The sequence below is a fragment of the Brevibacillus reuszeri genome (assembly GCF_001187725.1).
GTDB classification, from domain to species: Bacteria; Bacillota; Bacilli; order Brevibacillales; family Brevibacillaceae; genus Brevibacillus; species Brevibacillus reuszeri.
Window position 1 is genome coordinate 87,411 of sequence record NZ_LGIQ01000002.1, and the last position, 25,879, is coordinate 113,289.

Genomic DNA, 25,879 nt, shown 5'->3' on the forward strand with positions numbered 1-25,879 from the left:
CATAATCCTCCGTTTCTTTATTCCATTGATGGTTAAAGAGTTTTTACTCATAGTAATAACCCCAGGCATTGAGTTCAGCATTTCCATGAATCGTAGCTTTGACGACAAGCTCCGTCCCAACAGGCTGGCTGGAAATATCGGTTAATGTTTCTGCAGGTACGACAGTCCATGTGTTTCCACCATCTCGAGAGGCATGGTATTCAATTTTTCCCCCTGCAACCACCTCATCGCCAACGATGACAATTTTGCTTGGGGGTGTTTTAGTGATTTCGGGTTTAGATTGAAGAAAATTTTGGTCTACTGCCCTCTGGAGTCTTAATTCAGAAATTTGGGTTACTCCAAGGCCATATTGAGAGGCAGTAATATAGATTCGATAGTATTTGTAAGGCTTTATGTTTGAGATGGGAATGGTAAATTCATTATTTTCGTAATTGGTCCATACATAGCCTGAAACAGAATGAAGAGTCTCCCATGCAGAACCATTATTTGAGCCTTGCAAGAGCCAACTGGTAGGGGCATATTTAGACATGCCTGACAGGAGATATCTATCGATGGTTTGTTCCGCGCCGCCTAAATCGATGCTAATCCAGTGAGGATCATTGGAGGTTGAGCCCCAATAGGTTGCAGTGCTTCTATCAAACAACACAAAAGCAGCCCCGTAGGTCACACGATCTGCAGCTGCTACAAAAGGAGCTGGGGCATTATTAGCAGTCATTAGCGGTACGATGTCCACGATCCCCGTTGTGAATTTTTTTTGTTCATGGTCATACACGGCTTGGCTTTTTGCGATGTCTACGGCAGAAAGATCAGTGAACGTATCCACGATCACGTTCTTCAACCCGTATTTCGGGGCATTCATGTAGGTTATTAACTTGAAGTTCGTCTTCAACAGATTTATCTCAAGGTCTACTACCCTCTGTGGAAGCATTGGGTCTGCTATGTCAGGATTAAGTAGCATGTTAGAGCTCACAACAATATATGAGGTTACTACAGGAGAACCCTTCGTCTCGAATGGGGCTGTAAGTACTGCCTTAACACGAAGGTCGGCATTTATAGGGTTAGGGAAAGATAATTGCTCACCTAGCGTTACTGGAATCCAGTCCCAGCCGCCATTGTTTGTGACGAACCAATCGACAGAGCCGCCGTTAAGTGTCTGCTCGGCTGTAAGAGTCACGTCAGATATGGGAGAGACGGAAGGGAGTACTGAGCTAACAAACTCTTGAGTTAAGCTAATCCCGCTACTTCCTGTAGCGAAACCGTACCCTATTAACTCGGAAGATACGCTCCCATTCGGTGCTGTGAACTCCACGCATAAGGTCACGCTGTCTCCCTTAGTCGGGAACGATACCTCCACACCGTCAGGTACCTCAATCCAGCTTATCCCTCTGTCATTTGAAGCCGTAAATGAGACTGTAGTATTGACGGAATCAAATACAACCTTCTTTACTTGATAGAAATTATTGTCATATTCGGTTGTATCGAATAGAACCTGTAACTTACCCGATGAATCTCTGCCTATGGACGGTCTCAATCCCTCCTGCATGACGGTCTCAGGTTCTATTAGAGTAAATCTTGAAACGTCAAATGCTAGATGGCTTAGTCTGGTCGTTGTGGGGTGTACATACACTACGCGTACTACACCATTGTCGTTGTACACATCAGCGCTTCCTCTAAGGGCTGTAAAAGAGCCAGAGTAAGCTGTAGGCGATGAGGATGCTGGTTTGTCTATGTTAGTCTTGTAGAAGTATAGCCCCGTTGATGTACTACAAAAAGTAACAAGACTTCCAGAGTCCATGTCTATAAAAGCATCCATGTTTTGGTGTGATAGTCCACTTATGTTTAATTGCTGACCACTGGCGGCTCCTATTACTACTCCATCTAGCCCTATCTTTGTCAGGTATACGTTACCGCCAGAACTTGTAACCACCAGTATTATATTTCTTTCCCTGTCCATTAAAGCTGTAAGGAAAGACAGGGCACCCGAGAATTTTAATGTAGTTAACGGTATATACGTAGTGCCGTCTGGATTAAATACAATGAACCTAGTGGCTGTTGAAGTGCTTCCACAAATCATAGACCATATTCTTCCATTTGTATCCACTACAGTGGCATTAGAGGGGAAGGTACTTGTACCGCTTAGTGTCGTTGTCAAAGGCATGAACACGGTACCATCTGGATTTACGACTCCAATGTAAACGCTCCTCGTACTGCTATTGCTGTCAACAGCAGTTATCCAAACCCTATTGTTGTAATCAACTGCTATGCTGTGTGACATATTCCCACTACTAGGCATAGTAGCAGTTAGGTTAAATACTACCTTAGAGAATACGAGAGTGCCGTCTGCGTTTCTAACAGATACATGGTATCCCTTGGATACAATAAATGACACCACCCAGTCTCTACCTGCACGATCAACTAGCCCAAGTGGTTGGTAGTAAGAGCCTGTCATGTCATCCACAACTCGAACCTTACTCTGTACCCCTAGCACAGACTGTGTTATAGCCTGATGTTTCATTGTTATTTTCTCTACACCTGCGGCTGGTATGGCAGTACTACGAAAAGAACCTAACGTAAAGCCATCTTTTAGCTTTACCTTATTTTTAGCCGTATCTAACGCGACCCCAAAAGAATTATCTGAATCAAAGTAATCAGAAGTACTAAAATCCTCATCAAATGATGTCGACTTGCCTGTGCGTAATTTACCTACACCTACTACAGCAGTAGTCTTCTCAGCATCTACTCTCTTAGTCGTCAGGAAGTCTTCGATGTAGGTCTTGGTGACAGTACTTCTGCTCTGTTCCAACTTATCTACCCTCCTCTTGAGGGCTGGATCAGACACTGGAACGATTCCGTCCCCAGTACCTATGAACATCTCGTGTGTATCTTCCGTGAAGAGAGGCTCTCCTGCATCAGCCGATACAGGGAGATTCTCTTTCATGCCTCGTTTAAATCGAATAGGGATTACCGTCATTAGAAAGTACCTCCATCTACTTCGGTAATGGTAGAACCACCGCCACCGCCGAAGTTGATCTTGAAGTCTCCATTGGACATCAGTAACACACGCAGGTTCGTATTACTATTATATCCGTATTTGTAGTCAACTCCCTGAGTAGCTACGTCCCACGAGCCTTTTAAATCTAACTGCATAGATAAGGTGTCAACAAAAGCTGTATCGGCAGACGTTTGTTGTTCTAGGTAGAAAGCCAGTCTTAGGATGTTTCTAGAACCTACCTTGGCTAACCAATCCTTGACTAAATTAAACTCCTCGATAGTCATCCCTCTAGACTTGAAGTCCGTAAGACTGGTTGTATCTACTGTCTCCCAGCCTGTACCTCTATTCGTCTCCCATACCTCTCCACCGTCAGTGCTTATAGCTACTTTAACGACACCGCTGCCTGACCTAGAACCCACTAACATTATAGAATCTATGTTGGAGGAATGTAGCAGACTTATGTCATTTTTCATCTTCACAACTTTTGGCTTCGGCACCCCTTCCATAGAAGCTGACGTCTTTCCTTGAATCTCCTTTATGACAATGATCCTAATGTTCGATCTATTTTCTAGCTTCTTCAAGTGAGGGAGGAACGAAGCTACGTCAGTCATACCGAAGGAAGACGCAATAACATCCGTAATTGGTTCTGTGCCTACAGACTCCCAACTTCCTCGTTGGAATGTTTTTACCTCAGTCCCATCTACGACCAAGAAACGAATACGTTTAGACTCTGACACAATGAAAAATGGCCTGAATCCACTGTTAGCTAGGGTTGCAGAAGAGGATGCATAGGAGGCATAGCCACTAGCTGACGTATGACCCCTAACTGACCTATTACCAGCTGCAGATAATGCAACAGTGCTTGTCCATGAGTATATACCGCTCCAATTCCATACCGAATTATCCCCAGCGTCGATCAGGGCACCGCCCATAGTCGAATTAAGAATGTACTTATCCCACTCGCTATCGGCAGTCTCTGTTGCTGATACGCCACCCGTAGGGAGACGCATTGCTATGTCATACAGGGAAAGCTGTGCCAGTCTACCGTATCCTGTAGGGATATCGTATCTAAAATTCTCTGCCCCAAAGTTAATTTTAGCCTTTAGGGTCACAGAACTGCTTCCGTTAAAGATGATTGGATATACTGTGCCGAAAGTCTTCAAGTCCGTAAAGGCTACGCCTTGTGCTATGCCATTTTTATAAAACTCAATAGTACCTGCATTCATATCCAGAGCGACACCTATGACGTCACCGTCATTATACGCTTCTCCGTAGGGAGTATTAGCCCCGTCATACTTAGTAGCATTCATGCCTACAGATCGCACATAAGAACTGACTGGATTTGACATAGGTACCCCTGCACTTGCTATGCCAGTAAGCATTAGTCCTTTTGAAATGACTGACACTTCCCAGTAGTACTTACCTGACGATATACCTAGTTCAGTCCTTGCTCCTCCTGCATTAACTACAGTAACTGTATTCTGTGTACAGTAGCCTCCTCCTCCTACAGAGACCATGCTGTCTAATGCGGTGCCAATTGTAATAGGTAACCCGTTACCACTGGCGATACCGTAGCTGTTGAGGGTATCGTGAGTAATACTAGTCTGAACGTTGCGATCACTGGCTAGAATTAATTCTCCTTCTCTTGCATTGCCTACCATGTATGCGTAGAAACACCCGCTCGTAGTGACGGCAGACGCTGGTGGTATAACAGAAGGGGGTATTAAATCGGCTACCGTAGTGATCGTACCTACATATCCTGAGACACCTGAGTATTTTAAGAGCACAGCGTCTCCTATTGCCATGTTCTTAAAGTCTGTCTTTAATCCTACGATTGTCTTTTTCGCCTCGTCTGCCTCGTCTCTTATATCAGCTATACTGTAAGGAGCAGTACCATCTAACAACTTGAAGTACGCATATGACATAGGTGCCGTAGCGTAGTATCCTCTGCCTATGTAGCTATCAGCGAATGCGCTTAGAGACCAGCTTGTTGATAAGTCTGTGGTCACATCCTGACCGTTAATATAAATCTTACGAGCCGCCTGATCAATGAACAAGTGAACCCATATTCCAACAGGTATGGATTTGGTAGACTTCTTCTTAGTTGTGTTGTCACTAAACAGTACATTAATCTCTCCTGTACCAAGTAAGTTAACTGTCATCCTACCGCTATCGAATATTCCTAAGTTATTGCTAGAAGTAGCTACATCGTATTTAACCAAGGCGCTAATGGAGCAGTCCATAGATCCTGTCCTTGCAATCTTTACGTTAGCGTAAGTGGCATTAGGCATAGTAAGTACATCTGTCTTAAATGACTTCTTGAACGGAACAGGGAGGTAAGTGACAGAAATCTCACCGTCCCTGTTGTTACCACTTTGGTCTTTCCATGTGGTGTTTGTGCCTGCTCCCTTGTAGAAAGCAACAACCTTATTAGTTGTGATAGCCAACCTACTCACCTTCCCTGTACTCAAGTACTGGACGAAATCCTTGCTTTGTACCGTTCCATTCAGAGCCCCAGTTAGATGTGGCCCACGCAAATATCGAATTTCTATGGATTCTTGCCAAGTTAGTGGAAGGGTTTGGTAAACCCCCGTCTGGGTGCGCCATTCCAATACTAGGCGTATCTTGACACCATGTAACAACATTCAAGTCAAGATTGAATACGTCTGTGTATGTCTTCCCTGCTTGTATCAACTGTGAGGGGAAGTTAATGATGTATCTATCCCATTCGTTATTGGGAGGCCATGCTCCCAATCCTTTATTGGTAGCTGACAAGTTACCGTTAGCGTCAGCGAACCCAACCCCGCCCGTCAAGGATCGAATCACACCTTGCTCATAGAGTAGTTCCATTTCAGTAATTTCAATCCCGTAATTTCCTTGGTACCCATTGTTTTCAGTGATTAGTATTCTGTAATACCGATAAGGGGTGCGATTCTCAAATCGGTAAATCCGCTTAGTAGCGTCCCACCCGATCTGGCCTCTTACTGTATCCAACACATCCCATTTAGTACTGTCATTCGATCCTTCGAATGTCCACGCTTTCGGACTTGCCGCTAGGTATTGACTTGCAATTATAGTATAAGTAGTAGTGACTTTTGCTGTACCTAAGTCTACTTGCAACCATTGAGGGAACCCTATCTTCGACAGCCACCTAGAGGTGTCACCTTGTAAGACTCTATCGAAAGCCTTATATGCGTCCTGCGTTGGCTGGTATATGGAAGAAGCAGATATGACAACGGAACCATTTGTGTTAGATGTCAAAACAGGAACTAAGTTACCAGTGTTGGCATACTTTCCTTGTATGAGATTGCCTATATTCAACGAATCCCATGACACGCCAGTTACACCTACCCTGTCCGCGACGAGAATACCCTTACTTACCCTTATTAGAAAGAGAAATCCTTTCTGTCCTGCGGTATTAGATAGTCCAGTTAATGGAACCTCTGGGACAGAAGTGTCATTTAATGTGTAAGTCCATACTGTATCTACATCTATCCGAAAGGGGATGAAGTCCCCGTCCTCCATAGTCTCTATAGATGAACGGAGACGACCAACCGTCTTAGGGAAGTAAGTAGCAAGCGTACTTACCGTATCAACATCAATAGCATCGAACAGGAACATGCCTGAGCCAACTACCGTTATCTCACATAAATGGCCTTCTCTAGATAGACCTGTCTTTTCAAATACCAGCGCACGAGAAACTCCATTCGTTGAGTTATTATTTTCGTTGATCGTTCCTTGCAAGATGCCATCTATACGAACAGTAGTAGCTGTAGTTCTGCCAGTGTACATCCCTCCTATGATCCTTAGCTTATCGCCATAGAATCGGAAAGACAGCTTACTTCCAGCGGTGGAACTGTAGGCGGCAGAGCCTCCGTAGTTCCAGTCCCCACTTTCAGTATTCCAAGTACCTGTGTAGGTTATGGCTCTATGAGTGTTATCTATTCTTTTCCACCCAGCCTCTGGGTTGTTTAATGCCTGGCCTATATTTGCCACTTTTAGGTCACCTCTATCCTCTCGATGTCAATAAAGTCCTCTGCATTCACCGTGAACGAGTACACGGTATTGCCAGACGGGAGAGAGAACTCTTCCACCACGTCCAAATCGAATGCAGTTTTTAGGTGCATGATACCGTCTAGCACAACATACTTGTCATGATCATAATTCCATGCTTCCGTACTAGAGAATGTAGCCACTGTGCTGACCTGATCATTCGCAGATGGAGTGAACCTCAGTACTTCTATAGGCGGGAGCTTAAAGTCTGTTGTCTCAGGTATGGTTATATTAACTTCCGAAGGGAATTGAGGTGACGCTACTACGCCTACCTTATCCACCTGTATCATGGCTATACCGCCGCCATCGCCTCCTGTAGCAGGAGTTATCTTGATTAACTCCACAGAGTCATCGAACCACGCATATCCTAGCGAGTTTACCTTGCTTCCTTCTGCGATGTTCATTCTGATTCGGATACTTTTACCTGAGCCTGTTATGTCGACAAGGGAATCAAGTTTTATATCTTTCAGCCAAGTGAGGCCGTCATCAATTGTCAAGTCAAACGTAACGAGTCCGTCAAACTCAGCCACTACAACTATCTTAGAAATGGTGTTTGTTATTTTCTCCGCTATTGTTACAGGGGAGGAGGCTTCGCTTACCATCATCCCTAATTCCTGCACAAGCAATAGAGAGTGACCATTATTTGCAGTAATGTTTATTCTGTACTTTGTGTACTCCTTCGTGTTGAAGAAAACATACTGCCTAATCTGACTTGGCGTCCATCCAGTTTCATTTGTACGAGTATCCAGCGCTATCCACTTGGAACTTGCATCATCGTACGCCTCGAATGTCCAGTTCTTTGGAGACCCTTGGAGGTTAACATCTGTCGCATTAGGGGCCTGTACTGTATACTTTGATACAATTTTAGGAGAAGGAAACTCATACTGTAGCCAGCCCGTGGAGGTATTCTGAGGTGCCCATACTGAATTTGTTCCAGTTGTATTTTTATCAAAGGCATACCAAGGATAGGTGTTATAAGCAGTACTGTACGAACTAGCAGATGCCTTACCGCTTGGAGTCGTATCACCTGTCATCGTAGGGATAATATTGCCACTAAATCCTGAGAAGAGAGACCCGCCTGAAACAAATACATTAGAGTTGACAGCAGGATCCATCCCAGCCGCATCCTTGAAGGAATCAATAACCATATTGGTTAGCGAGTACCTAGATACGTTTCTTACTTCTGACTGTCGGAAATTTGTCCTCATGAGGTTTACAGTATCGTACAGTAGCATAGAGCCGATAACTGGGTCAGCCTCTATCTTACTTCCTCCACCTCCACCAGCGCTCGGCACAGTCATAAGGGTGTCATCGGTAAACCATGTCACTCCCAGAGACTCTACGTAATCTTCTTTCCTGATCGTTGCGCGAAGTCTCATCTTAGAACCTGACAGACCCGACAGGTCGAGTAACTTATTCAGATCGACAGAGTTCCAAATAGCTCCGTCATTAAGAGAGATGTCGAACGTTGGTAACCCTGCAAACTCTGATGTAACAATCGTCTTAGTTACACCTGTAGGTACAGATATTTCTTTCGTTATAATGGTACAGTCGTCAACGTTTTCGTAAAGTTTAAATCGCTTCACCAGTGCATAAGTATAGTGGCTCGTTAGCACGTTGATACGATAGTACCTGTATGCTTTTGGTGCAGGTACTTGGTACTCTTTAATGCTGGTATCGTTCGGGTGCAACCCTTTTACTACAGGTTCAAAATTGGTTCCATCGTTTGATCCAACGATTTCCCAATCCTTTAATCCGCAATTAGATCCACTAACTAGCCCTGACTGCAAGTCTACCTTAGATACGGACTTGGGCTCACCGAGGTCTATCTGCAACCATGTACCTTTACCTGCCTCTTTAGAGTAGGAGTACCAATAACCATCCTTCGTACCAACATCAAATGCCTTCCACGCATAGTAGATATCATATGCGTTCGAAGCAGTTGCGACATAAGGTGAAGGTGAGTTAGGACCCGTCATAACGGGCGTGATATCAACAATTCCACCTGATACCTTACCACCCACTGTCAGGAATCCTGTAGACCTCGTTGGGTCAATCCCTGTTCCATCCTTGAAGACGTCCACATACACGCTACCGGTCTGTATTACAGAGACGTTTTGCCCCTCTGCATCACGGAAGAAGTTCTTCATGACGTTGATAGGGGTCTGGATATCCAGATAACCGCCACCGCCGCCACCATTCCCACCCGTACCAATCTTGCTTTGCATATCATCGAGCCTAGACTTCAAGCTAGGAAAAATTTTGCCGTTTCTGTCTTTACGAGCTGCCACTACCTCTGCGTTTGGATTCGAGGAAGCATCTCCCTGTAGCTTTAAGATCGCTTGATCCTGCTGCAGGTTTTTTTGTTCAATTTGTGAGAGACGGCTGTCTTGAACCTGATTTGTAGCTTCAACAGCATTTAGCTTATTTGTGACAGAAGTAAGAGCCCCATGAATAGAAGTAACTCCGTCAGTTATCCCATTCAGACGACGATCTTGCTCGTCATCTTTTTTGATCAGATCATCAAATCGAGCCTTCAAGCTGGGCTTATTCTCTCTGGCGTCGTCCATTTCCTGAAGGTATGAATCGATCTCAGCGTGGGGACGCATCCCCTTGTTGGCTAATTCATGGTGATCCTTGACCACCCCAGTCCCTGTCCGGACTATCCTAACCGACATATGTTTCACTCCTTCTCATTTGGTAACGTTAATTAGGGCAAATTATCCTGTGGTCAGTATACGAGGAGAGTTAAATAGAATAGAAGGAAGACAAATTAAGACCAAAATGAACATGTGTCGTCTTTTCGATGAGCAAAGGATCAGTTTCGCGCGAGATACGGGCCCAGAATACATGCTCCTGTCCTGGAACTGTATCGGGCAGCGTGAAGGTATCACTCCATTTACCGGGAGTGCCTTGATTATCAGGAGCGACCTCGACTAGTCTCTTATACTGATCTGTGCCAGCGTAAGCCGTAAGAACCGCTTTTATGTTGGTAAAGGTTCCACTTTTCATTGTATTGCGAGCAAGCATTTTGATTTCCCGATATTGTCCTTGCAGCATGTGCCCAAGAAATTCCTCTGTGTTGTCTTGCAGCTGGACTTCGTTGTTCTCCACATCAATAAAGAAGAGGGTAAGGGAAGGAGAAAAGCTATATTCATCTCCACCCCACATCTCGAACGTCTCGCTGGAGCTAATGGCTGTTTTGCCATCAGCTTCAATAAATCGGAGGGAGCCAGTAAATGGAATTGGATGCTTGGTCATGTCAAAGCGAATAGAGGTGTTGCCAGTCCGACATGTTTTTGCATCAACGACGTTGCCTTGTGAATCAAGCAGCTCGACAAAGGTATTCGGAGATAGATTGGATACGGTGATTTCTGGGAGGGAAAACACCCGTACTTGCTGGGCGTCCAAATAATCGTTGGAAGAGCTGGCGAGGTAGATGCCGATCTTAGGGGCTAATCGATTAAATTCTTCTGAACCAATGATGTTCCAGATAACCCCATCATCTGACCAATAAGCGGAATAGGTATTAAGACTGCGAACTAGGCGGAGCCATGGATAGCTTTTGGCGGTACCAAGTGAACTATCATAATACTCTTCGATATGGAAAAAATCTTTGCTGTCCGCAAAGACGGCAATGCCCCCAGTATTTCCAGGTTCTGTTGGGTTGTATGAATTTTTCACATCAAATACAAATTGCTTGATAGAAGAAAGCACGTCCAAAAACAGATAGAGAGGCTGCGCTCCGCTTTTGAGACGGAGCGAGCCAGAGCTTTCAGATAGAGACCATCTTGTTGAATCATTCGGAGTCATGTTCCATTGGGAATCGAGAGAAGGGGAGTCGAAATGATCCTCGTAGATGAACCCCGACCTTCGAAGAGAAACTACACTCATAGAGTTACCCCCTTAGGTAAATAGCCATATTCGTTTACCGATCACACATGCCTCAGGACGTTCTTTCCAAAGGGCTAGCAAGCATTTAATGAGTGCTTCTACACATTTATCACCATTGCCAGGATCGCAGTAGGGTGTAACCAATACCTTGTCACAGATCCAGTTGGTTAGTTTGATGAAATCGATGTTGCAATAATCCCAAACCTCTCCTTTGCCATGAGCTGTAAATACCCAAGTGAAAACATGCCTCCCCTTATCAACCAAGAAAGTAGGGGTACCACCGGCATTTGTATAGCTGCCTTTTTTTACTCCATCAATGAAAAAGTCTAATTGGCTATGAAAAGGGGAGGGAGTGATTGTCCAATTCTCAATGGCTCTCGCACTTCTGAGTTTAAAGGTGGTCAAATATTCTTTGCCTGTCCACTCACTTACCTCACCACGTTGCTCAGTCAGGATTTCAACGCGAACTTTGGATATATTCGGCTTGGAGAGCCCTTCAATAGCAAATTCGTGGATGTCAGAAGTCTCGAAAGAGTTTGTTTGGATCTTTAAACCTGATTGGTCATAAACATTTACATGGATTTTGCTACCGTTACAACCGCCCATCCAGATCGGTACGTTGGCTGTGGTTTTCAAATCATAGACAAACGCCACTGATTTTGGGAGCGGAAGCTTGTCATAAAACGTGTATTCTCCATTGGTTAACCGTGCTTCTGCATCAGAATTACCAAAAAATTTAACTCTTATCGAATAATTCTTTCCTTTTTTAGTTTCATTTTTAATGTTTGCTTTGATAAGTTGAACATCATCGAAGTCGGCGTATTTTTTATCGGAGAGAAGAGTTCCATTATCGTCATCGTAGACGCGTACACGGACATAGGATTTTGAAGCAGCTTTTAAACTACTTTTTGAAGTAGAAGCAGGGGTAAATGTATTACTGCGAAGTGATCTTGATCTTTTTTCTTGGTTTACCTCTATGGTATCAATCCAACACCACGAGTCTTCTGGTATGATGACACGAGTTGGAGGTTGGGTAGAAGGCTCATAAGGGGAGTTATGGCTTGGATACATGGTTCCTTTTTTATCTATACAGTAATCGATCCATGTCTCTTCAACTGTTCCACGACTTAAAGTAAAGAGGCCACCGTTGTCTTCAAGACCACCTTTATAGCTTTTACCTTTAAGAAGCTTATAATCTATGCCATACCATCTACCTTGAGGGATATCAATATTAATAAAGTATTCTGAAACGCCGGTGTTCCCTGCTGAATATATCTCTTTTCGGACAACACCGCTACTATTTCTTACTGTAAATTCAACTTTGGTTTCGTCGAAATCGTTACTGAATTTACGTGGTCTGGTAGACGTTAGCTTTAGATTACGGATAGCTAGGTAATATGGTTTTTTACCTATTCCATGTATAGGTAAATTTTTGGCTAGGGCATAAAAGTCAAAAATAACGCAATAGGTACCAACACTATGTGGAGAATAATAATTATTAAGCCTTTTCGGTCCGTAGACTAGTCTCTTATCCCAATTATTAATTTCAGTAGGGAGTTGTATTTTACCAATGCTTCCAGCAGTATTTTGATTGTATGTGAGTGAAAAAACAGAATCGGTAGATGTTATTTCATTAGAGTTATTAAGGCGGCCTCGTAAAACTCTGCCTAAATATCTTTGTGATGTGTATTTTTGATAATTAGAATTGGATTGACCATTATTTAGATCGTGAGTGTAAAATAGATATTCAAACTCAACAAATATATCTTCGTTGCCAATACTATCATAGGCTGCATACCACATGGCCTTGCTCATTCTTTTATTAGGCTGAACCTGTTCTGAAGTTAGCACGTAGGTATTATCATAATGAATTGGCCTTGGATCTGTGGTGTTTTTATCAGGCTTGAAATACCAACCCTTAATTGGTACATCAAAAGAATTAGGAACATCGTAGCCTTTGCCAGCATATACTTTTAATCGTTCTGAATATTTTGCTTTAGTAATTGAGGACCCACTATTATAAATGTTCCTACTAATCGTTCTTCCATTTGTTTCAGTACCAATCCCAATAGGTTTTGATCCGTCATAGTAAAGAATTGTAGGACCCTTACGACTATTGCTGGTAGTATAATTCAGCGAAAATCTTCTAGCATTAAATGAACCATGTCCAGGTATATTAGGATAGTCATTATAATGGATTAAATGCTTTTCTGTCCCAGCTGAATAGCATACTTCCCCTCCCGTTATAGGGTCTGGCTTTTTGGGGGGGACATAATTTGTTGTATCTGGAACTCTAATCTCATCATAATCTTCGAATACCCATTTTAACGAATGCTTTCCAGAGCCAAGAGGTACTTTTACTGTAATGCCAAGAGGATCACTCGTTCCTTCATTTCCAGTCCAAATTAACCGACCATTGTCATATAGCTGTAGATTCTCGTATTCTGAAAAAGAGCCACCATACTCAAATTTGACATAGCCTGGTTCATCGAGATAAACATCATCCAGATAAAGCCGATTGCGAGTACCATTCTTGTTCTCTACCTTAAGGACACCGTCTCCTCCATGACCAGGACCTTGGTAACGTGTAACAATATCTTCCCATTCCCAGTTATCCGCAACGCTTATTCCAGGTGCATAATTTCCCTGTTTATTAAAGTCTTCCGAAAACACGGTTTCGTATAGATCTGGCTCTGAGTCGTCAATGATTTTTTTCAGTTCTAGTTCTTCGGAGAATTCAAATGTTGTACCGGGATTAAGAAATATTTCATAAACATTTTCAGACCCATCCTCGTCTGTTGAGCTGGAGTATCGATCAGTATCCCACTCACGTTCCACATCAATGTAGCTGCCCATAGGAGTAGTGTGCTTACCACGTGATGAGCCATACGAAAAAGTGCCAGGGTACTCTTCTTCAATAGGTTTTTCTGTCAAAGAATCTAAAATTCTAAAAATAATGGTGTTTGTGCCCTTTTCTAATGGAATACGTACATTTTCCTCCCATTCATCTCCAGATACTACGAGATGTTCTACATCATTAATGATAATGCGGAGTGACTCAGTATCACGTAAACCAGTAAAATAGCTAAAATCCATCCAACCGTCTGCCTCGAGGTTAACAATATAGATCGCATCACCTCTACCAGAAACAATCGGGTCTTCTATATAAATTCCATCTCCAAGGCCATCAATCGTTTTCCACGTCCATTGATTTTCTCCAGAAAAGGAGAAGTGAATTGGTGTGGATATTTGTGTTGTACGCTCCTCATAATGGTCAATTTCTCGTGGGGGACAAATCATCTCAATAATTCCTGTAAAATCAACCGTACAGTCGTCACCGATAGCAACATTGTACACTATTGATGCGAAGTCTTCTTGGGTCGATGAAGATTTTCCATCCAAAGACCACTGACTCTGGTGTTGTGAGACGGCAGTACTCCCATGCTCAGTACTCCCAGATTGGCTACGAGAAGTAAATTCGTCATTGAAAAATAGAGAGGACTGTTCAGGGGAGGGGGGAGGCTCAACTCCCATCTCATATTGAAAACTGAATACTCCCGAGCATTCTGCATCCATGATACGCTGAACCTTTCTAGGATGATTATCGTTAATCCCCGTAAAAAAGGTGCTAATGATGCTACTGTCCGATAAAGTAATCCATTCCCATCCAGGGATGTCATAAGCATCAGGACCGATTGTATCTAAATCCGGCGGCGTCTGCTCATCCAAGCTTTGCACAACCTCTACGCACTCCACATCCTTGATATAAACCGCATTCTTTCCAAAGCGTCGATCACTCATCCGACGTACAAACCAGTCAAACTTATAGGTCTGTCCTGGCTTTACCGAGAATTTCGCTTCCTGCCAATTGCTACTCTGGTTCCATTCCCCGCCAACCTGGTTATTGTTGATAAAAAAGAGCAGCCCGTCACCGGGAGCAGTGCTCGCAAGGTATTTAAAGCGAATGAAGCCTTGCTTTTTAAAGCGCCATTGAAACGTGACCTTACTGGAATTGCCATGTTTGAGGCTCGTAACATCCAGCTTCATGATATTCTCGTTTCCGGCCATTTCATTTGTCCCGACAGAATGAACTACTTGCCATTCTTGATCTTCAGTGGATGAGACGTAGCGGAATAGTCCGTTAAATGTATCTGAGAGAGGTAGATCTCGCATGTCAAAGGTAGGGACTTCCTTATCGATGGCGTCATAATGATTGAGATAGTATCCGCTGAAGTGATGATAGTAAGGGGCGGGACAGACAGGAAGTGAAACGTCGTGATGCGTGCCACCTTCCTGCTCGGTGTTCTTCAGTATTTTGTAAATGCAGTCACGCACCATCAAGAGTGCTCGTTGGTAGTCGTTTTTTTGTGGATCAATTTGTTGGTTGACCCACCATTCCAGTCTCCGATACATATTCCACAAAGCTTCGCGGCAACGGACCTTCGCGTACCACTTCTTATCTCTTAGAAACTGCTCAATCATTTGATCGATGACAATTTCGAGAGAATCTACTTTTACGCTTTGCCATCGACTGATTTGTCCTTTGCCAGGGTCACCAAGCAACGGATTTTGATAGCCCGCATAGCGGTCCTGAGCACGTGGTCGATTGGGACTCTCAGGATGTTTCGGATGATTTGGATGAAAGGCACCCTCAACCAAGGAGGAGCGCATTTTACCAAATGTTACGTTTCCTACAGATTTGGAGAAAACGCCAAAGGTATGACCCATTATTGTCACCTCTAATCGGTAAAGTCGTATTGCAGGTTGTAATCTACCCAGACACGTATGCGATTGCCCGTAACGATCACTCGCAGCGTGTACCACTTTCCTTTTTCCCAAGCGAATGGATTCATTGGGGTAGCGTATAAGGTGGATATACCGTTTTCTACTTTGAAAAGCTGCATAGGGCGAGCCATGCCTCTAGCGGTACCACCACTCACGACAAACATCCAGTAGTTTCGATCGTTGAGATATTTGAAGATAATACCGGCAGTGTCATCCTCCAAAGGATTGTCCACTTTAAAATTGACCTCAAACTGATAGTCGGTATACGTAAAGTCATTTCGATAGTATCCACCCATCCCGCTCGAACCGGATGTGCTGATGAATTTTCCTTGGAGTGGATCAAGCTCCCACTTTCCGGAGCCAAACCGTTTCCAATCGTCCTGTCCGAGTGCAAGGGCATTCAGATCCGTAGTCCATGGATAATATTCATTGAAAGGATCATGCGGATCATATGCTTCCGGGACAGCAAAACCGCCTGACCAATGCTCAGGATCATGTTCTGCCTCGAGAATGTCATTGGAGTAGTCAAATATAAATCCTTGTCCTACTTCTTCTATACGATCCATCCACGCTTTTTTGAAATCGTGAACTGAAAAAATTGGCTGCTCCAGATGCCCTTTTTGTCGCTCCTTCTGTCCTAGTAAATACTCCATGAGAATGGCGTCCGCCAGCTCTTTTTTTCCTACAATCTCGGTAATTAGCGATGCAGCACGCTTTTGGTCCGAGGCGATCCAATCAATGTTCACTACAGCCGGATCAGGTTGTTTAAAGCCGAGAATGGATTCAAAAAGAACGGATGCGGCTTCAGGGTTATACGCAAACATTTGCTCATGTACAATGGCTTGTTCAAGAGCGAGCAAGGCATATTTGGTCCATTCGTCATCGAGAATTTCTCCTGTTCGGGAACAGCTTTCTGCCAATTCGTAAAGCTCAAGGATATAGCTTGTACGCTCATGCGGTGATGTACCGAACAAGTACCCACTGCACAGTTCTGTAAGTCTGCTGCGCAGCAAGCCTGTGACGGGTTCATCGAGCTCGCTAGGATGTTGAGATTTGTCTGCATCCTGATCTTCAAACAAATACGATGGGTCAGGGTCCATATATCCAAATGGATGTTTAATCGAAAGAACAGCAGGGCGGAATTCATCTTCACCAACAATATCTTCTTCCAAATAGGATGGCGAAGCTTCCTGATCGCCTGTAAGTCCATCATCGATATGTGAGGTAACCTCTGAGGGGCGTGTAGACTGAAGCGTGTCAAAAGAGAGAATGCCAGGGTGTTCTTTTGAAGTCGTAGCAATCATTACATCAGAATCGATCAGGGCTTGAATCCGCGTACGGACTCCACTAATGAATTCTTCATCGATTTGTGCAGCAAACGATTTCTGAGTCAGAGCCCATTCTATCAGCACTTCCACAATGCTCTGTCCATCGGAGAAACGAGAGGCAAATATCATTTCATCCATTAAATAGGACGGAAACTCTTTCGATGCGAGAATATCCTCCAAAATATGAGCAGGCATTTCGCGAAGAATAGTGGCGAGTATGATTTCCTCAGCGATGATGCTATCACGCTCTCTCGTTACCAAGGCAAGCATGATCTCTTCCAGCGAAGCATCACGTGAATTCTGAATATGTGCGATCAGCTCGTCATCCAAAATACCCTGACGAATTGAATCTAGGGAGCTGTATATTTCCTCATCACTGGAGAGAAAAGAGGGCTTCGGTGCCTTGGAGCCACTGTAATCGATTTCCCGATTTCGCTCCCACAAATGAGTGACACGGAATGGATTGCGATCCCCCCGCATGTCGTCAAATCGGATAGAGGAGGGGCGAGAAAGCTGTTTTTGCCCATACTGAAATGGCTGGGGAGTCCATAGACGACTAATTTTTTCTCTTTGTGAGGAATAGAGGGTTCTTGGGATAAACAATGGTTCATTTTGAATGCGAAGGCTCTGCTCAAAATATGTGAGGAGAGAGGCATCTGTCTGGATGGTCCGTTGACCACTAAGTCTGGAAGATAGAATCGCCAAGTCTGTAATGTAATGGCGTTGACCTTTGGCAAAATCAATGAGCAAGGAAGCGATTGCTTGAATAGGGCGATTTGCACGCAGCTGAGAGCTGTTCACAACCAAATCCTGTTTGTAAGCACGAGATCCTTGCTTTGTATCTGCATTTATAGAAAGAGCGTTCAGGAAGTGGCGATACCCTGAAAAACGATCATGGAAAACAGAGCCGATCTGATTATCCGTGCGGTGAGCGTTCATTACATGCTGAATCATCAGGTCCTGTTTTTCAAACCTGCTAGCATCGTCGAGAAAGTGCAGCATGGATTCGTACTGACGCGCTTTTAGATACGCCCAATCCATGTCACGGAGCACGGTGGTAGTTTTTGCACGAAGTCGTTCAAATAATTGGATGAGATGGGAAGTCAGCCGGAAGTGAACATGGCGTTTTGCAACGTGATTGTTCTGATCAACAAAGAGAGGATGGTCTGTGATCCGAATGGCTTGACCAGTACTTATATCGATGAACAAGTCACGAGATGAGAATCGTGTACCGGCTCCTCGCTCGTGGTGCACAGTCATAGGAGCCAAGAACACTCGCTTGCCCTCGCTTCTTTTATCCATAACCAATAGATCCAAAATAGACGGACGCTCCCCGGTAAGTAACTGATTTATTGGATTGGCCCGAAAGAGATCAGTCCGATTGCCTTGCCCCTGTTTTTTCATGATAGAGGCTTTAGCAGAGCTCGTACGTACTGCATTGTCTTTTGGCAGATCGATGTAAAGCTGATCTTTATCGAGACGGACAGACATCGTAGCAGGATTGAATTTATCCAATTTTACTGACTTCAGCCGATCTGAAAAATGAATTTGCCGAGCGACCTGAAGAGGCGATCTGATGATACGGTCGGCGTCTGGAGCCTCTTCAAACAGGCTACTTTCTTTTATGCTAGGACGATCGGATACGACTACAAGCTCCATGGGATTTGCTGGACGTGTGTCGTATCGGATCATTTCCTCTAGCGACTCTTGAACGTCTGCTGGCATGCTTTTTCGGTTAGCTATTAAATAATCCAGCATGAGAATGCTCGAGTTTCTCCCGTATGGAATATAAACGAAGGAATAGCTGCGGGAGGGTGGTGCTGTAAAGGTAACTTTTCCTATATATTTACGAAGCGAAGCATAGTGATCAGCCAATCTGAATTGGTAGGCTGCAAGAGTAGAAATCATAGTCAAAGGGTTCACCTCCCCAAAAGAAGGGGGGAATACCAGAGCTGTATTCTAGTTTCCCCCCTTGTCTCTCTATACGGTTTTAAAGTGATTTTCTTTAGTAACGAACTTCCTTCAAGAACGCGATACCCATTTTCACATTGGCGGAATAGTTCATGAAGTTTTGCTCCGTATTATGATCGAAGTAACGATATACTTCTTGCTTGTATTTTTTGGTAGTATCGTTAGGGTCTACGTCTACGATCAACTCATCGAGATGCAGGATGTTGTTTTTAGATACAGCAATACACTGATCAAAACTGCCACGGTATCCATCGTAACCGTGTACAACGTAGACAGGGCTCAGATGGTAGCGACGTGTCCAGGCAGAAGCATTAAAGCCTTGTGGCTCCAGAAGCAATCCCGTATCTCCCAGCTTACTGTCTACATATGCCTTTCCAGGCTGTGGTGCTTGGGTAATAAAGGCAGGGTAGTGCTTCTGGAAGCGAATGCCCGATTTGGTTGCAAGCATTTGCAAGGAGTTGTTTCCAAACGAAGTGTATTGACCATAATCATGAGAGGAAATAGGAAGCGTTGGCTCGGGAGCAACGGCTCCTGCAGTTAGCATGATATTACCGCCGACATCATCCATATTGTATTTAAAAGGCTTCAATGCCCCAACATACAAAAAGCTTTTGCGATAATCTTCAAAGTGGACAGCTGGATCGCCCACTGCTACCAAGGCGATTCGATTATTCATAACATTCATGTACAAGTAAACAGGTTTGTTGATGTCGCGGTCGGTAGGCTTGCCATTGACGACAAATTTTTCATCTGCCCACTCGAAATTTACAGGGTGTCCTTCTGTAGCAAAGGTTTTAGCAGTAGGGCTGTATTCTTCAAGTACTTGCACAGTCAAAGAGCTGTGCTCTTTTAGGTTGGTAAATCCAGGATTTACAAATTTTACATAGAAATCTTTCTTCACGTTATTGATGTTGGTGCTTCCTTTGAGCACAAGCTCAGAGGTTTTACCACTTGTAGAATCTTTTTTGGTAAGTTCAGTCATGACCGTCCATGTGGATTTCTCTTGGGTCTCACCTGCTGCTGCGTTATGAGTGTAGGCAGTAATCTGTTCAATTTCAGTTTTGATGGTGTCGAGCAATTCCTTTGAAGTCGTGATTTTTTCAATATATTTAAAATTGGCCATGAGAGAGTTCCTCCTTTAATATACTTCTTTCAGGATAGCGATGGTTGAATCAGTGGGATTAGGGGAGTACTTGAAGAAGTTGACGGGGGTATTGGTTTTGAAGAATTTATAAACCTCTGTCCAGTTTCCAGCTTCCGGATTTTGTGGATCCTTTGGCTCTTCGGTATCTACTACAAGCTCGTCCTTGTTAATCAGGTTATGATCTTCGATAGCGACGACACTGTCGAGGTATCCACGATAGCCTTCGAACTGATGCACAAGATAAATGGGAGAGGCGTGGTAGCGCTTTGTCCATTTAGACATTTGGAATCCATTTTTCTCTAGAACCATCTTGGACAGTTCAGGTGGGATAGTACCTACACCACTGTAATTAGGGAGCTGTGTAATAAAGGCGGGATAATAAGCTTGGAAATAGACGGAGCTTCGGGTTTGCAGCATGGAGAAGGAATACATGCCGTTAGAGGTATAGCGGCCCCAGCCAGAATAGGTTTGATTGCTGTCTTGCTTGATGTCGGAAGGGAGGAATCCTGATTTTTCTTTTGTTAGGTCACCCATGCCAACCGTAATACCGAAATTGCCCTTTTGATCATAATCAGCGAATGGAATTGTCTTTCCGATATAGGCAAAGCTGTTGTAGTAGGCATCCATATCAGGGGAGGGATCTCCGACAATGACAATCGCTACACGATCATTGCTGACAGAGATGTTGTACTCGACCCAGTAATCGGGACGGCGCTTTTTATTCGGGACCCAGGAAACTACAGAATCTGCTCCATAAAAGAAGTGAGAAGGGGGACTTTTGATTTCTACCTTTTCATCGTAATCGAGTGCCCATGCCTCTTGAGGGGGATTGTATTTATTCTCTTCATCCGGATTGTTCCACTTTCGATATTGGAGCTCTGCTTCCTTTTGGTTGATAATATTGGGTACTTTACCGTGGATGACGGTACGAATGTCGCAAGCTCGTGAATACGTATCAGCTGAGGAGCCGGAGGGGTTTTTTCCGGTAAATTCTTTGCCATAGTACACATCTACGTAGTTGTATTGACCTGTAGGGTGCTTTAGCATGACGTAATATACATTAGAAGCTTCGCCTGTTGGGACATCCGGAACCGTTTTTAGCACGACAGTTCGGTCGTAGAAGTGGACGGGATTGGCGGTGTATTTGACCATTCCAAATGTGTAAGGGGAAGCATTTACGTAAGTCCAGTAGCTACTCGCTGACCCATAGTAATAAACGGTCCATTGCTTTTTTTCTATGAGGTCATTCCAGTCTGAGGGCAGTTGGGTGATGAGCCGATACTCATTCCACTCTGAACTGGGAGTGAAGGTTACCCCATCCAGTTCATATTTACCTTGCTGCAATACATAGCACTTCTTCCCAACTGTATTGGTAGGATCATCTTCGTTTACGTTTACTACCAGAAGCCCAGGTACGGAGAGTGTAATCTCATTGCCTTCCTCATCGGTATAAACAAATTCGTTCACTTGAATTTTCTTCCCGGTTTTTGTATTGCCGTATCCATTCGTTTCATAAATGTATCCGTCTTTATCAACAAGGGGGGTTCCAGCACTAACAGCCTTCAAATCTCGCAAATCAGGTAGCTTGTACACCTGATAGGTCTTCCCATCTGTATGCTTGTAGGTACCTTGCGTATTTGCCACGGAGTTTTTTGTATAAGTAACCCACTTGTCTTCATTGACTTCAAATACTTTTTCCCAGCGGTTCGTGGTATCCGGGATTTTGGCGTTTGCGATTTCATCTGCCAGCTTATTGATGAGCACATCAGCTGTAACCTCGCCCTCAATCCAGGCTACTTTTTTACTTGGCATCCGTACGCCTCCTTTACAGTTTTTTGCGTAAAAATTTTACATTGTACCAAACCTTTTTTTCGGTACCAGTAATGTTGTGGAAGTCAAAGCGTACCTGCGCATTGGGCTTTAACGGATACACAATCCCAAAGCTGTTACCCATCGAGACCGATTCAGGGAGCTCTTTTGTATAAATCGTCTCGCAAACCTTCACACCATCCAGGCTAAGCTCCCAGTAATCACCGATGCAGTAGTTACTGGATGCAAAGGCAACCGATAAAAATTCTGTAGGGTAGGGAAGGGTGTAGGTATCGGAAAAAACCTGTTTGGATGCGGTAACGTCCAGCATTCTTCCGCGAATGAATGGTTCTGTGAACTTTGAAAAATGGGGGTAGGGGAGCTCTCGGACTTTATCAATCACACCGCCCCCCGAATAGACAACGGAGAATCCCACGTTCACTTACCTCGCTTTCTCTATCAGATGAACATCTGTTCCAGTTAAGAGCCCCTTCGTATCATAGAGTAGACGGATTAGGTAAGATCCTACCGTTTTTCCATCAGAAGAATATCCAGCTGCAGCAATGGAGGTTAATCGCCAGAGTGAGTAATACTCCCAGTCGGGGTGATCGGTATCTACATCCAAAGGAAACGTGGAGATGTCTGTAGAGCCGAAGGTGAGGGAAATATCTAGCATGTATCCCGATTCGTAAAATAATTTAATGCCTGTCACCTTTTCTGAATCAAGGGGGTGGTCACGAATCAAGCGTATAGATGGCTCCTCGGCAAACGGATTACCTACCGTAAAACTGGTACGCTGTACTTCATCGCGAATTAAATCGAGGATGGGATAGATCAAGTAATCATTTGCTATTCCTGCCACTACAGGATCGCCCCCTCATTATTGCCCCAGAAGAGGTCCAGAATTTGCATATAGCCATTTCTCGCATCGAACATCGTACGAATCCCTTTGATCGTATAGGCTTCACGGGTGGTTGTATTCGAGTCGATAATGTAGATTCGATCGAGGACGTCAAGTGCAGGATTCCCAGGGATAGATATTTGCATGGTGCGACAAAGACGCTTGATATCAAAGAATAGGCGTTGAGCAGCTAAGCGCTTCAGTTCTTTTGTTTTTGCAAATGGAACCTTCATTACGCCTGTTCGCAATTCTCCTTTTAGCTCCATCAAAATCTCTGTGTCCACAAAATGCCCCGCGTTTTCTTCCTCATCCAGGATGACGAGATGACTGCGCCCTCTGGTAAAGTCGATGGTTTTATGGATGGTGACTAATTGATCGTGCTCGGTATAAGTAGCCACTATCGGACGCTTCATATCAATCTCTTCCAAACGATAAGTGCCGTAGCGATCACAGTAGGAACGGAAAGAGGTATCCTTCATAACCTCTGCTATGGCTTCGCTGACTCTGTATTTGTAAGCTTCAAAGGTACGACCTGGAGGTTCAGTGAAAGGGTTTTTCCAGCCAAGTGGGGTCAGCATGGATTCCGCTTCGACCTCCACAAATTCACCATCTTTATCTGGTACGGCTTTAATCACCTTGCCGGTTGCCTGAGTCGCATGTGTATAGCTTGTCTCTTGAACGATTGCATATGGGTAGAAGATGTCTTGGGGATTGCTGCGCCATCCATACATACCAGCGTGAGCGATCAAGTCCTGGACGATGGAGGATTTAAGAAATGGGGACGGGGGAACAGGCTCTGTCAAAACCGGTGCGGTATCCTCCCATTCTGGGATGGAGTCGAACTCGGTACTTGCTCGGTATTGCTGATAGATGCTCCATACACTGTTATACCAATTTGTATCCGATGCCCACTGATACGCTCCTTTATCACCGCCTTGCCAAAAATAACGGACATCGTTTACAGATGAGAAGCGCCAGCCTCTGCTTGCCATGGCCTCTCGATAGCGGACGGCTCCTCGATAGAGCTGTCGTTCGATCCCTTGATACTGAGGATCGCATTTTTGTTTGTCATAGCAGCCGTAGCCTAGAATAAAGTCGCCGGGGGGAAGACCTTGACCGAGCGTTCCCATTTTAGTTTCATGCTGGGCGATGGCCAACAAGAATTTGTAATCGAGCTCTGGTCCTTGCAGCTTGCACTGCTTTTTCGCCATTGCAACGATCTTGTCACGCCTGGACAATGCAGGGAAAGCACTCGTATCATGGGGCTCACGATGACCAACGTTTTTCGGGTACTGCTTGTTTTCCGTCAAGGTTTTGTTCAAGATCTTTTTATACATATCTCGGCAGTAAATGGTCATTGTCGATTCTTCACCATTTAAATCCAGTCGATCTATGAGTCCGGTAAATACCCGCATTAAATTAAGGCCATAGCCCATGAAAATCCGAACGGGTGTATTTTCTGAGAGAACGCCGACATGGAAGCCATTCACGAAGTATGACCAGGGGGTCTCTTTGTAGGTCTCAGGAAAATAAAACGGATTATAATCTGGGCTATAGTAGCCGCCAGGGTTTGAAATCGTAATTCGTGCTTCGCAGGAGTCCATTTCAAACTGGTCGTTTAGTTCGATGTAGGTAATGTTATCCAGTGTGAGGGTGTCCATATAAACGAATTTTCCGACCTGCAGGGATACTTTATGAGGCTGACCAGCCATAAAGGTACTGGTGATGTCTCTTTCCTCAAAAAATTGACGTTGCTCGGTTGGGTCCATTTTATCTTTATTTCCGTACAAATCAGGTCGACCTTGTAATTCTTTTATTTCGATATATTGGAGAGAGAAATGCTTGACTTGCTTTCCATTCCAAAATAATTCAATTCTAATCTCTGTTTCGCCATTTGGAAAAGGGATATTGCGGACTTCTACCTTATCCGTACTAGTGAATTTGTTTAGCTTCACTTGCAGGCTGCCATTGAATAAGACGCGAAGCTCTCCTGCTCCCTCACCAAAATCGGTTGAAAAGCCCATGCTGAATATTCCTGGATGGACCGAGGTTAATTTCAGGTTAAAGCCGGTAGTGACAGTAGGGGAGGGGAACAAGCCAGTCTTGTACCCATTTGGATCAAAGGTAAAGGCTAGATTGCTATTCTCTGTCGAGCTTCTCTCAATCATTGACAGCTTCTTGGTCAACTCATCTACTTTGTAAACCGATTTGTTGTACCATGTTCGATCGGTAAACTCTTCGCGAAAAAGTGTTGCGCCTGGTGTTCCAACAAAGGTAGAGTCAGTCACAACCCCCGAACCAGTATTGGTAGAGGCGGCGAACATTTGCTTTGTCCCATTCATGTAGGGGTATGGATTGAGAACAGCGTTTCCCTTCCAAACCTCAAAATGTAAGTGAGCTCCTTTTCCTTTCGAGCGGGGAGAATTGGGATCATCATACGTACCCATGATAGAAACGCCAGCAGATTGGACATCACCTGTATTTCCGCTTTTTCCAATAATGGTACCTTGCGAAATATTATCGCCTGTATTGACGTAGATTTCACTCATATGGGCATATCTCGTCCATACGCCATCGTCATGTTGAATTTCTACGTAGTAGCCATAGCTTGTGTACTTTTCAGTCATCCTCACTTTTCTTACTTTTCCTGCCCAAGAAGCTTTAATGGCAGTCCCTACCGGGCACCCAATATCAATTCCCTTGTGGTTGCGATTGTCTCCCATATAGGCAGTAATATCTTTCATGCTTTTGCCTTCTACGGGAAAGACAAAAGGGATAGTGCTCATAGCTGTCTCGCCATTTGCAGGTGTTTGAATGATCGTGCGTGTCAGTGTCGTTTCTTGTACAGGATCATTTTTGATAAAATCGAGCTCTTCTGTTCGGCCAGGTACGAAGACGAGACGATCTATTTCCACGCGACATGCAGGCTTGGATAATTCCCCTAGCTTAAGCCTTTCAGAAAGAATTCTTCGTAATTCGTTGGATATCATCTGCTAACACCC

The 25,879-nt window shown here is 44.2% G+C and carries 12 protein-coding genes; all 12 read right to left on the minus strand.

What is annotated here, in order from left to right; translation table 11 throughout:
* Positions 1–43: 43 nt before the first annotated feature.
* Positions 44–2,971: a galactose-binding domain-containing protein gene (locus ADS79_RS01015; RefSeq protein WP_049736557.1), complete on the minus strand. Its 2,928-nt coding sequence runs from the start codon at positions 2,969–2,971 to the stop codon at positions 44–46.
* Positions 2,971–5,439, minus strand: coding sequence for an SPRY domain-containing protein (locus tag ADS79_RS01020; RefSeq protein WP_049736558.1), 2,469 nt, complete (start codon positions 5,437–5,439; stop codon positions 2,971–2,973). The genes ADS79_RS01015 and ADS79_RS01020 overlap by 1 nt, the downstream gene beginning before the upstream one ends.
* Before the next feature lies 1 nt (position 5,440).
* Positions 5,441–6,988: a discoidin domain-containing protein gene (locus ADS79_RS01025; protein ID WP_049736559.1), complete on the minus strand. Its 1,548-nt coding sequence runs from the start codon at positions 6,986–6,988 to the stop codon at positions 5,441–5,443.
* Positions 6,989–6,990: 2 nt separating this feature from the next.
* Entirely contained in the window at positions 6,991–9,723 is a 2,733-nt protein-coding gene (locus ADS79_RS01030) for a discoidin domain-containing protein (protein ID WP_049736560.1), read from the minus strand.
* Between the two features lie 70 nt (positions 9,724–9,793).
* Complete coding sequence (locus ADS79_RS01035; protein WP_049736561.1) at positions 9,794–10,939, minus strand: beta-xylosidase family glycoside hydrolase; 1,146 nt, start codon at positions 10,937–10,939, stop codon at positions 9,794–9,796.
* A gap of 12 nt (positions 10,940–10,951) precedes the next feature.
* Positions 10,952–15,667: a hypothetical protein gene (locus ADS79_RS01040; protein ID WP_049736562.1), complete on the minus strand. Its 4,716-nt coding sequence runs from the start codon at positions 15,665–15,667 to the stop codon at positions 10,952–10,954.
* A gap of 11 nt (positions 15,668–15,678) precedes the next feature.
* On the minus strand, positions 15,679–18,960 hold the full coding sequence (locus tag ADS79_RS01045; protein ID WP_236699864.1) for a DUF1080 domain-containing protein: 3,282 nt from the start codon (positions 18,958–18,960) through the stop codon (positions 15,679–15,681).
* Positions 18,961–19,057: 97 nt separating this feature from the next.
* Positions 19,058–20,146, minus strand: coding sequence for a hypothetical protein (locus ADS79_RS01050; protein ID WP_049736564.1), 1,089 nt, complete (start codon positions 20,144–20,146; stop codon positions 19,058–19,060).
* 15 nt (positions 20,147–20,161) lie between these two features.
* Complete coding sequence (locus tag ADS79_RS01055) at positions 20,162–21,979, minus strand: hypothetical protein (RefSeq protein ID WP_049736565.1); 1,818 nt, start codon at positions 21,977–21,979, stop codon at positions 20,162–20,164.
* 13 nt (positions 21,980–21,992) lie between these two features.
* Entirely contained in the window at positions 21,993–22,379 is a 387-nt protein-coding gene (locus ADS79_RS01060) for a hypothetical protein (protein ID WP_236699841.1), read from the minus strand.
* Positions 22,380–22,418: 39 nt separating this feature from the next.
* On the minus strand, positions 22,419–22,838 hold the full coding sequence (locus tag ADS79_RS01065; protein ID WP_049736566.1) for a hypothetical protein: 420 nt from the start codon (positions 22,836–22,838) through the stop codon (positions 22,419–22,421).
* Positions 22,838–25,867, minus strand: a complete 3,030-nt coding sequence (locus ADS79_RS01070) for a M23 family metallopeptidase (RefSeq protein ID WP_049736567.1) — start codon at positions 25,865–25,867, stop codon at positions 22,838–22,840. Before ADS79_RS01070 ends, ADS79_RS01065 begins: the two co-directional genes overlap by 1 nt.
* Positions 25,868–25,879: the final 12 nt, after the last annotated feature.